The organism is Rhizobium mongolense subsp. loessense (genome assembly GCF_900099775.1).
GTDB classification, from domain to species: Bacteria; Pseudomonadota; Alphaproteobacteria; order Rhizobiales; family Rhizobiaceae; genus Rhizobium; species Rhizobium loessense.
The window spans coordinates 25,548-39,772 of sequence record NZ_FMTM01000002.1 but is presented as its reverse complement, the minus strand read 5'-3'; the positions used below and the strand labels follow the sequence as shown (position 1 = coordinate 39,772).

Genomic DNA, 14,225 nt, shown 5'->3' with positions numbered 1-14,225 from the left:
CGGCCGTCAGAACGAGGCTCTTTGCCGGATCATGGTGGCACCAAAAGGTCGCGAGGTGAAAGACGCAGTAGATCGTGAGCTCTGACGTCGACCGAAGTCAAAGACCAGCGGCAGTGAAAAGCGGTTGTGCAGCGCCAATCCTTGGAGCGAAATTGCTCGATCCTTCGAATATGTTGACAATCATAGTCATGTTATCTAACACCCCTCAAACCAAAGGCATCTTGCACCTGTCGAGGCAGGCGAAGTGTTTGATTGGTCCGCGCATCAGAGGGGCTGTGTATGGAACTGCGTGTTGGACTGCTGACTGTTTTGCTGGCGACGGTAAGCCGCGCCGCACTGGCGCAAGATGCTACGGCGCTGGAGCGCATCGAGTTCAAGGCGGGGTCTTCGACATCGACGATGGGCACGGCTTTGGACGAATATCCGGGCGGACAGGTGGCGCGCGGCGGTCGCATTGGATTGCTCGGCAACCGAGACTTCATCGATACGCCGTTCAACATTACCAGCTACACCGCGGAGACGATCGAAAATCAAGGCGCTCAGACGGTAGCCGATGTTGTGGCCAATGATCCATCGGTGAGAAGCACCCATGCGTCCGGCGGTATGCTCGATTCCTTCTATGTCCGGGGATTCCCGCTCAACGAGGGGAACTTCGGCGAAGTCGCCTTCGACGGCGTATTCGGTGTCGCTCCGACCTACCGCCTGTTCACGGACTATGCAGAGCGCGTGGAAATTCTTAAGGGGCCGACAGCGCTTCTTTACGGCATATCGCCGAACAGCAGCGTCGGCGGCACCATCAACATTGTGCCGAAGCGCGCTTCAGACGTCGACTTGACGCGGGTGACAACCGATTATGCTTCGGATCTTTACGGCGGCAGCCATCTGGATCTGAGCCGCCGTTTCGGCGAGGAACGCCAGTTTGGTGTGCGCTTCAACGGCAGTTTTCACGGTGGCGACACGCCGATCGACAATCAGTCGCGCGACATTGCGGTGGGCGCCCTCGCTCTCGACTACGAGGGCGAAGATCTAAGGGCGACGCTCGACTTCATTGGCCAGCGCGAAAACTTCGACGCTCCGCAGCGTCCGTTCTTTCCGATGGCCGGCATAGAAATTCCAGACGCGCCAGATGGCCGGTCAAATGTTCAGGAATCTTGGGAGTGGTCGAAGAGCCAGGATCTGTCCTGGCTGGGGCGCGTCGAATATGATCTCAGTGACACCGTGACAGTGTTCGGTGCCGTTGGCGGCGGCAATTCGCGCGTCGAGCGTCTTTTCGGCACGCCAACCATTCTTAACTCCGCCGGCGACGTCAGCATTACGCCGCAGAATTTCATTTTCGATGTCGACCGGCTCACGGCCGAGACAGGCATAAGGGCTGCGTTCGAGACGGAGGCCGTGGAGCATACCGTCACGTTCCAGGTCAGCGGTCTCCAGCAGACCCTCAACCGAGGCTCGATCTCGGGTACCGCGCAACTTACCAACCTGTTTGATCCGCTTCCCCGCCCCGAACAGGACGTGCCGCAACCGAGCCATGTGCCGAAGGTGTCCGAGAACACGTTCTACGGTTTTGCTCTCTCCGACACGATGTCAATGCTGGACGAGCGTGTGCAGTTGACGCTGGGTGGGCGCTGGCAGCATATCGATACCGAAAACTTTAGTCCGGTGACAGGCGACGTCACCAGCTCTTCCGATGAGGCCGCAGTGACCCCACTCGCTGGTATTGTCGTCAAGCCCTGGGAGAACGTCGCCCTCTACGCCAACTATGTCGAAGGCCTGAGCGTCGGCGACACCGCTCCCACAACAGCCGTCAATGCCGGCGAGACGCTCGCTCCCTATCGGTCCAAACAATACGAAATCGGCACGAAAATCGACCTCGGACGGGTGGCGGTAACCGTCAGCGCGTTCCAGATCGAAAAGCCCTTCGGTCAGCTTGAGACGCGCGGCGGTGATCTCGTCTTCATCGAAGGCGGCGAGCAGCGCAACCGCGGCGTGGAGCTCAGCATCTTCGGCGAAGTAACGCCTGAGGTCCGGGTGCTTGGCGGCGTGACCTTCATTCATGGCGAATTGACGAAAACGAACAGCGCAACAACCCAGGGCAATACCCCGATTGGCGTGCCATCGGTGCAGGTCAATGTGGGAGCGGAGTGGGATACGCCCTTCATGCCGGGCCTGACGCTTGCCGGCAATGTCATCCACACGGACGAGCAGTTCGTCAACACGGCGAATACACAGAAAATCCCCTCATGGACGCGCCTTGACCTCGGCGCCAGATATCACACCGAAATCAACGAAAAGCCTGTTACCTTCCGCGCCGAAGTCGAGAATGTCTTCGACCTCGATTATTGGTCCGGCGTCGCGAGCTTCGGCACGATCTCGCAGGGAGCACCGCTGACGGTGAAGGTCTCGATGACGACTGATTTTTAACGGCGCGGCGAGTGCCTCCGACGACGGGCGAACCACCTTAGTGATATACGCACCGAAGCGCCGGCCAAATGCCGGCGCTTCGGCCGTTTGGAGCTCGACTGACCGAAACACGTAAAAGCGATCATTGCCGATCAGCCAAATTGCGGCAACGGGGAAGCAATCTTCGCTTCAGCTTGCGTTGCGGACAAAGAAGAGACAAGGAGAGGCTCTCCTAGTATCGCGAGCCTCGCCTGCGGAAAGCCAATTGCGCGGCTGGTTCCTGTCTAGTTCGCCCTGTCAGAAAGGCTGACGGCATAGCCCGGCCGATAGGGGATAGGCAGGAAGCGGCGGTGGTATTCCGCAAATGTCACGTCCGGATCAAGATCGGCGAACAGGTCCGGATGGAACCATTTCGCCAGTTGCTGGACCGCAAAGAACTCGTAGGGGCTGTTGTAGAACTGGTGCCAGATACCGTGGAAATTTTGCGTCCTCTGCGCGGCGATGCCCGTATAGGCGCTACGGGTGGTGAACCATTCAAGCTTCTTGCGGGTCACCTCGGGATCGGCGCCCGGGCCAAGCGGGATCCACTTGCCACCTGGCACATAGGCTTCCCAGTCGGCGCTGGTAACCACCACCTGCTCAGGATCGGCGGCGATTACCTGCTCGGGGTTGATCTGTCCGAAGGTGGAGGGGAGCAAGTCGCTGCCGATATTGTGGCCGCCGGCAAGTTCGACATATTTGCCGAAGTTTTCCGCACCAAATGACAGGCAGCAATCATCGGCATACCCGCCGATCCGTTCGACGAACACGCTCGGGCGTTGCGGCTTGGCACGGGCGAGCACATCGGTCACGCGGGACATGGCCTGATGCCGGAAAGCGATAATCTCTTCCGCACGCGTATCGCGCGCCATGATCTTGCCAAGGAGGCGAATGGTCGGTTCGGTGTTCTTCAGCGGGGCATGACGGAAGTCGATATAGAGGACCGGAATCTTCAGCTCCGCCAGCCTCTCGATATAGTTGACGTCCTGATTGGCCCTCATCGCTTCGAGATTGAGCAGGACCACATCGGGCTTCTGGACGATGGTCGATTCGATGTCGATCAGCCCATTCTCCTTTCCTGCGAAGGCAGGAAGCTTCGCCAGTTGGGGAAAGGCGTCGAGATACTGGGCGTAGGTGGCGGGATCGGCCTCGACCAGATCATTGCGCCATCCGACGACGCGGGCCAGCGGGTCTTCCTTGTCGAGCGAGGCGATGAGATAAAGCTGCCGCCCCTCTCCAAGGAGAATCCGCTTGACCGGCGCGTTCACTGTCACCTCACGGCCGGCGATGTCGGTGACAGTGATCGGTGCTTGCGTTGCCTGTTCGCCGGCGAATATGATCGCCGGGCTTAGTGCAATCAACACAAAAGCCGCGATCACGGCACGCAAGGCCGAACGGTGTCTCCTCACGATAATTCTCCTTTGTCGGATGACGGGCGCGATTTGAGCCATAGGCCGAGCGCCACTAAAAAAGATAGGCCATAAAGGCTCGCAACGAGCGGGAATGCGATTTCGAGACCGTACCGTTGCGTTGCAACAACGCCGGCGATGATCCCGACGACCGAAGCAATCTGCTGGCAGCTCTGCGCGAGCCCCAGGACCGATCCCTGCCGGTCGCTTTGCGTGGCTGCCGAAACGAGGGACAGCAGCACTGGCGTCGTTCCTCCAAGGAGCGCGCCCCAAGCGAAATAGAGCGCAGCGAAAAGGCCGATGGCACGGGTCGAGCCGGCAAAACCGGTGACCGCGAGGCAGCCGGCTGCGATCAACACGCTCCATCCGAGTACATAGGACGGCGCGCGATCCTCGAAGAGCCGTGCCCATAGGGGTGCGGTGACCACGAAACCGAGCGCCATGAGCCCGTAGCTTAAGCCGGTGATCCAATGATGAGCGCCGTAGACCTCCGACATGAAGAGCGAAAACGGGACCTGCAGGACCATCCTGCTTGTCAGCAGTATCCCCATCAGTGCCAGGAGTCCGGGCACGGATAAGCCGTCCGATGGCGCAAGACCCGCCGTGCTCCGCTTTGCCGGACCCTTGAAGCCCGCCCCTCCTGGCGGTACCGGCAAGCTACCCAAGGCAACAATGGCGCAGAGCGCACAGATCACGCCGGCGGTGAGATTGACGGCCGCGAACGGCAAGGCATCAAGGATAAGGCCACCCAGGAAGGCGCCACCAAGAGAGCCGACATTGGTTGCCACCTGGAGCCAGGCGAAGAGACGCGCGCGATCGCGCCCGCCGGTGACCTGCACGCTATAGGCCTGGGCCGGGGCGATATAGCCGGCGCACGCCCCCTGCAGGAAGCGCAAAGCCAGAATGGTCCACACATCGTTCGCAAAGGCGACAAGTAGTTGCGTGACTGCCAGGCCCGCCAAGGCGCGGACCATCATCAGCCGATTGCCGTAGCGGTCGCCCATGCGCCCCCAAAAGGCGCTCGTCAGCGATACGCCGAGCATCGGACATACATAGACGCCGATTCCGGCGAGACCGAAGATGCTTCCGGAAGTGCTCAACGCCTTGATCTGGATCGGCCAGAAGGGGCCGCTCATTTCCATGGCGCCCATGGAAATGAATTGCAGGGCGAACAGCAGCGCGAAGACAGGTCCGAAGCCGCGCAGGACGGCGACTGCACTGGTCATTGCGCCCCCGCCAGCGGGTTGGGCAATTGGTGTTCGAGCCGATAATCGCGATAGCGTTCCAGATGCATCCGCAGGACCGAACGGGTCGGCCAAGACTGTTCAACAAAAGCTTCGCGCTCCGCAAGCCAGAACGCATCAGACAGCATGCGGGGCCGCAGCGTCTGGAACGCCCCTTCTGTCTCCTCCCCCATGATGTGCCATAGAAGGTCGCCGGAAAGCTTATAATGCTCGGTTAGGCAAAGGGCGATCTCATGAAGGTGGCAGACAAAGCAGGCATCGATGACGAAGGAGCGGACGAGACTGATGTCGTCGTCAAATGTCGTCGGCAGAATCCCCTTGCGGCTGAACGGCTTCAGGGCGTAACCGCGCTCCTTGAAGAGCGGCGCGAAACTGCGGCCGTCGCCGAAGTCGCGGATCAGCAGTTTCCGCGGCTGGCCGCGATCGTCGAAGAGAATCGTACTGTTTTGTTGATGCGCCTCGAAAGCAATTCCGTAGAGAAGATACATGGCGAGCGCCGGGCGGACGACGGTGCGCGCATAGGCGCGGAAGAATGCGGCAACCGCCGCCTCGCTCTCGTTGCCATTTCTGGCGATGAGCTCGCAGATGAGAGGGTTGCCGTCCAGCGGGCTTGCCGTCAGCAGCGCCGCGACGGTTACAGGCAGCATGCCATCGCCGCGTGCCAAGGCATCGGTGCTGCGATAGACCACCGACAGGAAACGGCCGGGATGCTCGTCGCCCGTGTCCGGATGATGCAGAATGGCGCCCACCTCTTCGGTGAAAATCTCCAGCTCATTTTTGAGATCTTCCTCCTTCGACAGAATGTCGGTAATCAGCGTACTGAGGCGGGGGCCCATATGGATGGATTTGGCCTGCAGCGTGCGCTGCTCGCTCGTCATCCAGATTGCTACCGGCAGCTTGATGAAAGGCCTCGGTGCCCCTGTCTCCGGCAGCATCGTGCGAAACGACATGGACGGCAGCGTCACGATCTCCGGGCCTTCCGGGTCCAAAACACCCGCCGAGATCTCGGGCGCGAATTCGCGATGCACAAAATTCTTCAGGTGCCATGCGTGGACAGGGAAAGGAAGCCAGTCTTCAGGTCGTTTCCCGCGCTCTTTCAGGCCATCGCTCCAGTCCTGCCACAAGTCGGGGAAGTTCTTCGAAAACCATTCCGTATAGCTTTCGACATGCGGCATCTTCTCCACATAGGCCCAGTCGCTGCGCAACGCGGCGATGCGAAGACGCACACGGGCGCCGAACTCCGGCGATAGTGCGATAACGTCTTCGGGCGGCAGGCCGGGCTTTGCTTTCCATGTCGGATAGAAGGGGTGGCCCTCAAGCGCACCCCATTGGTCGAGGGCCATGGCAGCCAGGTGCGGCGGCAGGTTTCCTTCGAGATAGGCAAGGAAACCTGATGCACCGGCCTCAGCGATTTTCTGGCGTAGTTCGGCGCTCCAGCGTTCCCGATGGCGCCGTGCGAGAACGTCGTTGCGCATGCTATCGTCCACGTCGCGGAGCAGGTGCTGTAGTCCGTCGGACGCAGGTGTATGCGCGAGAGACGGCGCAACCTCCCGCATCAGGGCGGCGGGACCATCGATCCTGCATCGGATGCCTGTTCCGTCCAGCACTTCGATTTGCCCGCGATTTTGAAATGTTCCGGCCGGCGCAAGGTAAAGGTCGGTAAAATGCAGTACACGCCGCGAAACCCAAAGGGGAATCCAAGCCTGCCTGCCGTCACGAGCCCACAACAATGCATTCGGATCCAACAGACGTTCCGCGAACAGGCAGCGGACCAGGCGGTTGATCGCGTTGCATGCCGCCTTCTCCACAAGCTCTGTCTCACCTGTCGCAATTTGATCCGTTGCGGAAGAAGTGTTCTCGTCCATTAAGCTGCCTCCGGCCAGTCAGATGGTACATAGTCGAGCGCTCCGTCGGCCAATCCGCCATGATAGTCGCGCGCCCATTGATAGGTTTTGGCAATGGCGGGAACCGCCACATTGAGCCGTTCTGCCATTGTGACGAGCAAGGCCTGTCCGAAGGCGATATCCTCATGGAAGGCGCGGCTTTCACGATCGACGATGAGTCCCGGACCGTATGGGTTGGCAACGAGGGGCGCACGGATGCCCGCATAGGCGCGATTTGTGCGCAGAAGCGTGTACAGAGTCCGGTCGTCCGCGATCTGGTTCCCATAGGCCTCCACGAGTTCCTGCTGAAGCGGCTTTACGGAACTCAAATCAATGCCGAGACGCGCCTCACTCGCCCGCCGGATCGCCTGATTCTCCGCGTCGCAAGCTTCCAGGAGCTCGGCGCCTGCTTGGGGGCAATCGCTCCACCAGCACAGGGGTTCGTTGAATGGCCTGTTCTCGAAGGGTGCTCCAGGGCCGATGAGGGTGTAAAGGATGGCGGGATGCATCAGTGCGTTGCCCGGGGTCAAAGTGATCTCAAGGTAGTCTCGCAAAAGGGTGACGGGCGCCACGTAGAGGCTATTCAACATTGCCGTGAGTCCGGCGCCGCTGGCAGCGCTTTCGCGACGATGAAGAGCGACAAAGAGTTCTGCTTTGGCCCCACCCATTCGCACCTTCTGCCCCGCGACCAGGTCGAAGGCGATGTGGGGCACGTCCTTCATGCCCCAGATCACTACATTCTCACATCCTGAAAGCGCTTTTGCCGCGAGCCAATCGAAGCCACAAAAGCCGGGAATAGCTCCGACATACACGCTCTTCTCCCGAGGCAAATGCGGCGCGATTCGATGCAAGAGTGCCGGTCTCGCCTGGGCTGGCTGCGTTATGACGACCATATCGGCATTCTCAAGCGCCTTGGCAGGGTCGGTTCCGACATGGTCGGGCCTGGCGCTCAAGATGTGATCGTCCCGGGTCCGTGCTTGCCAGAGATCGTCGCCACTTGCCCACCGCCCGGCGACCGTGTTGGAGGTGGTCAGGACAGAAACCTCAATGCCTGGAACCTGCTTGAAAAGAACCGCGTTCAAGTGGCCCGTGCGGCCAGCGCCACAAATGGTTACCTTCATGCTGCGCGCGCCCGTCCGGAGAGCCAGCCATCCAGCTGGATGGAGATTGCCGGGTCGAGAAGGCGGCGCTTTGCCATCCATTCGTCATCGAAAATCGAAGCCAGATATTTCTCTCCGCCATCCGCGACCGTCGTCACGACCGTGCCTGTCAGCTTGCCGGCGGCGATAAGCTCCAGCGCCTTGTAGATGGCGCCGCCCGTTGAACCGCCCACCAGCAGTCCTTTGCTCCGTGCGATGTAGCGCGCCGTCTCGAAGGCTTGGGTGTCCGTCACCTGGACGCCCTCGTCAATGCAGCCATAGTCCAGCACTTTACCGACCTCGTCACCTGCCGGCGTTCCCGTTCCGGATTGATAGTAGGGATGCCCAGGCTTGCCGAAGACAATCGATCCTGCCGGCTCGACCGCGATCGTGCGCACGGCCGGGTTGTGGCGCTTGAGGCGTTGGGAGATCCCAGTCATAGAGCCGCCTGTCCCGACGCAACCGACAAAGGCATCAATGCCGTCCGGGAGTTGGGTCAGCAACTCGTCGACGAGACCGGCATAGCCTTCCGGATTTGCCGGATTGTCGGATTGGTTCATGAACAACGCGCCTGGAAGCTGGGCTCCTAGCTGTGCGGCCAGCCTTTGTCGCTCGACGACGGCAACTTCGTCCTCGCGAAAATCGCCTTCGACGTAGCGGATCTCGGCGCCGAGCGCCCGCATCATGCGGACTTTGTCGGGTGCCGCATGATGGTCCACCACTGCGATAAAGCGCAGCCCGAACTCCAGTGCAGCGAGCGCAAGGCCGGTGCCAGTATTGCCGGAGGATGATTCGACGATGGTGCCTCCCGGCGCAAGGCGCCCATCTTCGAGAGCGGCGACAACCATGCTGCGCGCCATGCGGTCCTTCATCGAGCCGCCGGGATTGTTCTTCTCTATCTTCAATACCAAGATGGCTTGGCGGTTCGGCACGTCAATCGACATTACCGGAGTCTGGCCGATCAATTGCGTTACGGTCGTGTGCAGCATTTAAACCTCTTCGACTGTGTCGGGAATGAGGATGGGATGCCCTTTGGCGTCCCCGACGACGCATAGGCGGGCGGGCATCGGGTGGCGGTGGAATTCGTTTTCGAGAAGATCCATCTGGTAACCGCCAGTATTGGCGAAGACCAGGAGGTCTCCCGCTTGCGGGGTGACGGGGAAAGTCAACCACCTGTTGCTGAGAACGTCCTCGTCCAGACAACTATGTCCGGCAAGATAGGCCCGGATTGGGGAAGACACGGAGAGCGGTCTGGCGGTTGGCACGAGAATAGGATCGACCAGAAACTCGGAGGCAAACCAGGTTTCGCAGGCGCTGAAGCTGCTGGCTTCAACGAAGATGACGTACGTGCCCGCATCGAGGGATTTCACGCGCGTTACCCGAACGACCGTAATGGCCGACTGGTCCGCCAAGGCGCGGCCCGGCTCCATTGCCAGAACGAGCCGCTCCTGCCTAAAATAGGTCGCGACGCTGCGGCCTTGGCTCATCTCAGCCTGCAAGAGGCGGCGCAGCCAATCCGGTGCTGCAAGAGCGCTGCCGTAGGGATAGAACGAGGCCGGGATTTTTCCGGTACGATAGTCCTCAGGCGTCTGGGCTGCGATATGTGCCTCATATTTCAACTGATCGACGTATTGTACTGGCAAGCCCCCACCGATGTCGATCATGCGCGGAGAAAGTCTCATGGCCCGCGCTTCGGCAATGAGTTCAGCGGCCTCGTTCAGTGCTGCCAAGCGGGTCCCCCAGTCATATCCGCTGAGATGGAAATGCAGCCCGTCGAAGCGCAATCTGCTTTCCCGTGCAATACGGGCAAGGCAAGGAATGATGGTTTCCGCCGGCATGCCGAAACGGCTCTTGCTCTGATCCCTCGGCCGAAGCCGCAGGAGGACCGGGTGCGGACTGGCATGCGCTGGCAAGCGAACGACCAGTTCTTCCAGCTCCTCGGGAGAGTCCACCGATATCAGCGCGTTGCAATCAATGAGCTCTTGATGGAATGCGCCCGTCTTGGCCGGCCCGGTCGCCACAAGCCTTGCACCATTGGCCCCAAGCCGCCTTGCGTCGCGAAGTTCATAAAGACTGGAGACATCGAGTCCAGCGCCTGAGCCGAGCGCCGCCTGCATGAGGCCGGGGGATTTGTTGACTTTCACTCCATAATAGATCGCATGCTCGACGCCGCCCTCCGTCAGCACGGTTTTCAACGCCGCAAAGTTGTCCTGCAATGCGTCCGGCCAGACCAAATTGAGCGGTGAGCCGAAACGGGCAACCCAGTCGGGAAGAAGGGGATCGTGCCGGGTGAGAAGGTCCGCAGTCGCCGATCGTAAAATCGGCGGCAGGTCAGAGTCGATCTTGTGGCAATGCAACGTCATGACAGCGCCCCGGAAGCGCGTAGAGGCGCCATTTCTGACGAAGCGGGCTTGCACAAAAGCTCAAGAGGGACATCGCATGTCGGCACGCCCTGGGCAAAGATGTGCCGTGTTGTTTTGTAGGGAAACTTGCGGCCGCTGCGCGCCATTTCGAAGATTTCCGCAGGGGTGATCTCCTCACCCGGGCGCCAACTTTCCAACCGCACTGAATTGTAGTCGAGAAGGACCACGGGTATCTTGGCGAGCTTTAGGCGATGTGCAACCGTCAGTCGGTGATGGCCGTCCATGACGAACAGGGCATCTTTTTCTGCCGTTATTGGTGCGGTCCATGCACCTACTTTCAGGATTTGGGCTTGTAATGCATCGACTCTGTCGAAATTCACCTCTTCGGTCGGGATCAATCGTGCTGGGGAGAGAAGGCAATATTCCATGCGGTCCGGCCTCATGCTCGCTTTTTGCATCACATATTATATCTTGAGTTTGTGACTCAAGAATATGGCCGCTATAACTAGCCGTGATTGCGGCGTCAACAGCGCCTTCAATGACCGATTGCTACAAGAGTTAGAGAACGCCTGATAGCGTTACCGATTTCCTAAAGGCCGTGCATCCATCTTCTCCAAAACGAGACAAGCCTCGGAGGTAGCGACGAAAGAGGCCGTTCGCCGTTGCGCAATACTTCGCGGGCATGACAAGCGAAGCTGCGGCTGAAATCAGTCCTTTTCGTAAGGGTCAGCCAGCGCTGCATCCGGCCGGCTTACGGGATAGTCGATGTTGGAAATCTTCTCTGCCAGCTTCTCAGGGCCGTTCTGCTTGAGAAGCGCACGAAAGCTTGGGTGCATGCCGCCGTCGACATAGGCTGTCAGATGAGAAGGGCCGTCCTTTTTTAGCAGCGCGGCAAGCTCGGCATCTTCCGTTTTTATCCTGGCGGCGACTGCAGGATCGAGCGTGTCGATGCGCGCGGGGCACGCGGCCAACGGATCGTCTGGATCGCCTCCCTGAAACTCGGCGTTAACGACGTACTTTCCCCCACATGCGGAAATCCTGGGTTCTGTCCTCGTCGCCTCGAAGGCGTCATATCCTAACTTCAATGTCTTCCAGAAGTCGAAATTGGGGTCGCTTCTGTGTTCGGCCATGTTTTTCGCCGTCATACGGAAGGGGAGCGCCTGAACCTGGAATGATGTTTGGCCCCCGCCCAGCGAGGCATTGACGATGGCATAGATCTCGGCGACGCCCTGGTCAGTCATCGCGTAGCAGCCGGCGGAGGAGCACGCACCATGCACCATCAGCGCCGTGCCGCTGTATCCAAGGGCGGATTCGAGCCTGTTGGGGTAACCCAGGTTGAAGGAAAGGTAGTACTGGGACTTAGGGTTCAGCATGCTCTTGCTCACCGTATAAAAGCCTTCGGGAGCTTGGCGGTCGCCGTCGGTCTTCTTCGGTCCGAGCTTGCCCGACCACCGACATATCGGGAAGGATTTCAGCAGGCGATAACGTCCCGTGGCGTCCTGCTTCCACACCTCCAGCTCGCTCTCCTCCTTGAAGGTTCGAACGAGCACCGGGCTTTGAGGCGACATTTTCTTCTTGCGCATCTCCGCCATTGTCTTGGTCGAGATTTGAGGAGTAGCGTCGCCGAGATCGTCCAGCGCCGTCTGCACGCAGCCGCTGGTCGCCGTCGCGATCAGGATCATGACGGCGGCCGGCACGACGCCTCGCAGGCGTGACAGGCGGTCAAGAGGACTGGGACAGGGTTTGGTATCATTCATGTCTTGTCTTCCGGGGCGGCATCGCGCGGTACCTCGAGGTGGCTCTTTGCCGGGAAGACAAAGACAGCGGCAGTCACTTCTTATCCCAGTCCGTTTCGGAATTCGACGGGGAAGGTGGACGAAGGATATGGATGTCGGCCTTCCTGCAGTTCGAGGGGGCGGGCCGGATCTCCGCAGCCAAGGGCCGACGGGGGAAGACCTGCGGAGGATCACAGCCGCCGCGATAACAAATGCGCTTAGCCCTCGGGGGGTGAGGCAAACCGGTCGGCGTCGAACCGGTCAGTGGCGGCGACCGGAATGATGTTCGTACCGGATGCGGCATCCGGATTATGCTGAACCGTGCGGCGGGAAACGCGAGGCGCTCTCATTCCAATCACCGCGCCGGGGGGATGCAGCGCCCAATTCATCAGCGCCGCGTCTGAAATCGATCCGAATAGATCTGCCTCCTCAAAGGAGGCAGTCATTGGCAGGGAGGCGATCACGTTTGCGTCCTCTTGTGAGGCGCGATGTGCGGCAGCGAAAGGTTTGAAGCTGGTATAGGTCGGTAATGCAGATGTCCGTTTATCCGGAAGCACGCCGATTGGGCCAATCGAAGCAAGCTCCAGCCTGGCGTCGGCCCCCAAGTCTGCTGGCCGCATTGCCGGTATCGGGATCGGGAACGATGAAAGATCCAGGGGGGACCGTTCGTCGTCCCGCTCGGCCGCGTCGGTCTGCAGGGCCAGCGCATTCAATGCGCGGCTTTTCGGCGTGGGCAGGAGCGCCGTCACGAGGCTGTTGCCTATCGTGTCGCGGCCCGAGGTTCCTGCGTCATCGTCTTCTCCAGCGGCGCTGGCGATCTGGATGGAGGCGGCGCCGGCGCGCTTCTTATAGTTCGCAACCGCCTGGTTATATCCCGGCAGCGGCCGGCCATCGGCCGGAAGATGCATCGTCTGCCCGTTCGGGAATATTCGAGCAAGTTCTTGCCGAGACATGCGGGGCCAAGCCCGCACGTTGCCGACGTCGAGATGCACGAACGGCGATCCCGATGTCGGATAATATCCGACACCGCCGGCCTGCATCTGCATTGCAAGGGCACGCAGCGTCGAAAGCTTCACACCTGGGACGTAGAAGTCCATCGCCTTGCCAAGCATGTGCTGGCTCTTCTTGGCGACACCCGTACTGCGCGAACGGTTGCGAAGCATGTTATTGGTGGCCGGAGAACGGTAGGCGGAGACGATGTGGATGTAGTCCTTTGCGCCGCTGCGCTTGTACACCTCCCAGACCAGGTCAAGCAGCCGGGGGTCCATCCGGGTCGGCTCGTTCCTTCGCCAGTCGCGCAGAAACCGATTTATCTGGGACAGGCCCTTTGGATCGAACCTCCCGTCGCGCTTGTAGGTAATCGTGGCCCTTTCGCCCGTATGAGTAAAGAACAGCTTCAGCGTACGATCTTCCGCGGAGGCAAAGGATGCAGAACCGATAAGCGCAGGAAGCGCGACCAGAGCTCGCAGGGTGGCATGCGCGACGAGCCGTCCTGCACGCGAAAGGAGTGCGGCGACCGCGCCGTGCGATACTCCACCCCAGAACCCTTTCACTGGATATTTCGACACGAACAATCCCGCCTTACACAAAAACACTCGACGACGTGCGGGAATGTCCGCATCCATCGTGCTCAGTAGAACCACTTTATGGTCAACAAATTCCTAACAGAAGGATGCTTAGGCTCGGTGAATCGGAGCTGCGGGCCCATCCGATGACGGCCAGCTTTGTCAAACGCGAATGCCGTCTCCATTTTTCTGGCTTGGGCCTGACAGATCGTGCAGTCCTCGGACCGATCTCGTGAGCGGCTTTGCGTTCACGAAGACCGTTGGCTGCCAGATTTCGACGCCTCGACGACTTCCAGGTCCGAAACTGCAGCTCCTCAGCCTCAGTGCCGCTCAGGAACCGGTTGTGTGTCAGCAGAGGCCGAAGGATGGGCAGGGATTCAAGTCAGAAGATGGGCTAGGTAACAAACC

General features: G+C 60.0%; 10 protein-coding genes. 1 reads left to right on the top strand and 9 read right to left on the bottom strand.

Annotated elements, in window-relative coordinates; genetic code table 11:
* Window positions 1–279 precede the first annotated feature (279 nt).
* Window positions 280–2,421, top strand: coding sequence for a TonB-dependent receptor (locus BLP23_RS07870; RefSeq protein WP_092584353.1), 2,142 nt, complete (start codon window positions 280–282; stop codon window positions 2,419–2,421).
* A gap of 263 nt (window positions 2,422–2,684) precedes the next feature.
* Here BLP23_RS07870 and BLP23_RS07865 read toward each other — a convergent pair whose 3' ends face one another.
* The 9 genes from BLP23_RS07865 to BLP23_RS07825 all read right to left on the bottom strand — a co-directional run bounded on the left by BLP23_RS07865 (window position 2,685) and on the right by BLP23_RS07825 (window position 13,826).
* A complete protein-coding gene (locus BLP23_RS07865; RefSeq protein WP_092584352.1) occupies window positions 2,685–3,848 on the bottom strand; it encodes an ABC transporter substrate-binding protein in 1,164 nt (387 codons plus the stop codon).
* Window positions 3,845–5,074 (bottom strand): MFS transporter, encoded by a 1,230-nt coding sequence (locus tag BLP23_RS07860; RefSeq protein ID WP_092584351.1) that lies wholly within the window; start codon window positions 5,072–5,074, stop codon window positions 3,845–3,847. The genes BLP23_RS07865 and BLP23_RS07860 overlap by 4 nt, the downstream gene beginning before the upstream one ends.
* A complete protein-coding gene (locus tag BLP23_RS07855; protein WP_092584350.1) occupies window positions 5,071–6,957 on the bottom strand; it encodes an IucA/IucC family protein in 1,887 nt (628 codons plus the stop codon). The genes BLP23_RS07860 and BLP23_RS07855 overlap by 4 nt, the downstream gene beginning before the upstream one ends.
* The gene (locus BLP23_RS07850; protein WP_092584349.1) at window positions 6,957–8,096 is read right to left on the bottom strand and encodes an NAD/NADP octopine/nopaline dehydrogenase family protein; all 1,140 of its coding nucleotides are present in this window, start codon (window positions 8,094–8,096) and stop codon (window positions 6,957–6,959) included. Before BLP23_RS07850 ends, BLP23_RS07855 begins: the two co-directional genes overlap by 1 nt.
* The gene (locus tag BLP23_RS07845; RefSeq protein WP_092584348.1) at window positions 8,093–9,103 is read right to left on the bottom strand and encodes a PLP-dependent cysteine synthase family protein; all 1,011 of its coding nucleotides are present in this window, start codon (window positions 9,101–9,103) and stop codon (window positions 8,093–8,095) included. Before BLP23_RS07845 ends, BLP23_RS07850 begins: the two co-directional genes overlap by 4 nt.
* Window positions 9,104–10,477, bottom strand: a complete 1,374-nt coding sequence (locus tag BLP23_RS07840) for a Y4yA family PLP-dependent enzyme (protein WP_092584347.1) — start codon at window positions 10,475–10,477, stop codon at window positions 9,104–9,106.
* Entirely contained in the window at window positions 10,474–10,905 is a 432-nt protein-coding gene (locus tag BLP23_RS07835) for a ParB N-terminal domain-containing protein (RefSeq protein ID WP_092584927.1), read from the bottom strand. The genes BLP23_RS07840 and BLP23_RS07835 overlap by 4 nt, the downstream gene beginning before the upstream one ends.
* 279 nt (window positions 10,906–11,184) lie before the next feature.
* Entirely contained in the window at window positions 11,185–12,234 is a 1,050-nt protein-coding gene (locus tag BLP23_RS07830; RefSeq protein WP_092584346.1) for a L,D-transpeptidase family protein, read from the bottom strand.
* 236 nt (window positions 12,235–12,470) lie between these two features.
* Window positions 12,471–13,826: a peptidoglycan L,D-endopeptidase MepK gene (locus tag BLP23_RS07825; RefSeq protein ID WP_233426655.1), complete on the bottom strand. Its 1,356-nt coding sequence runs from the start codon at window positions 13,824–13,826 to the stop codon at window positions 12,471–12,473.
* Between the last annotated feature and the right edge of the window lie 399 nt (window positions 13,827–14,225).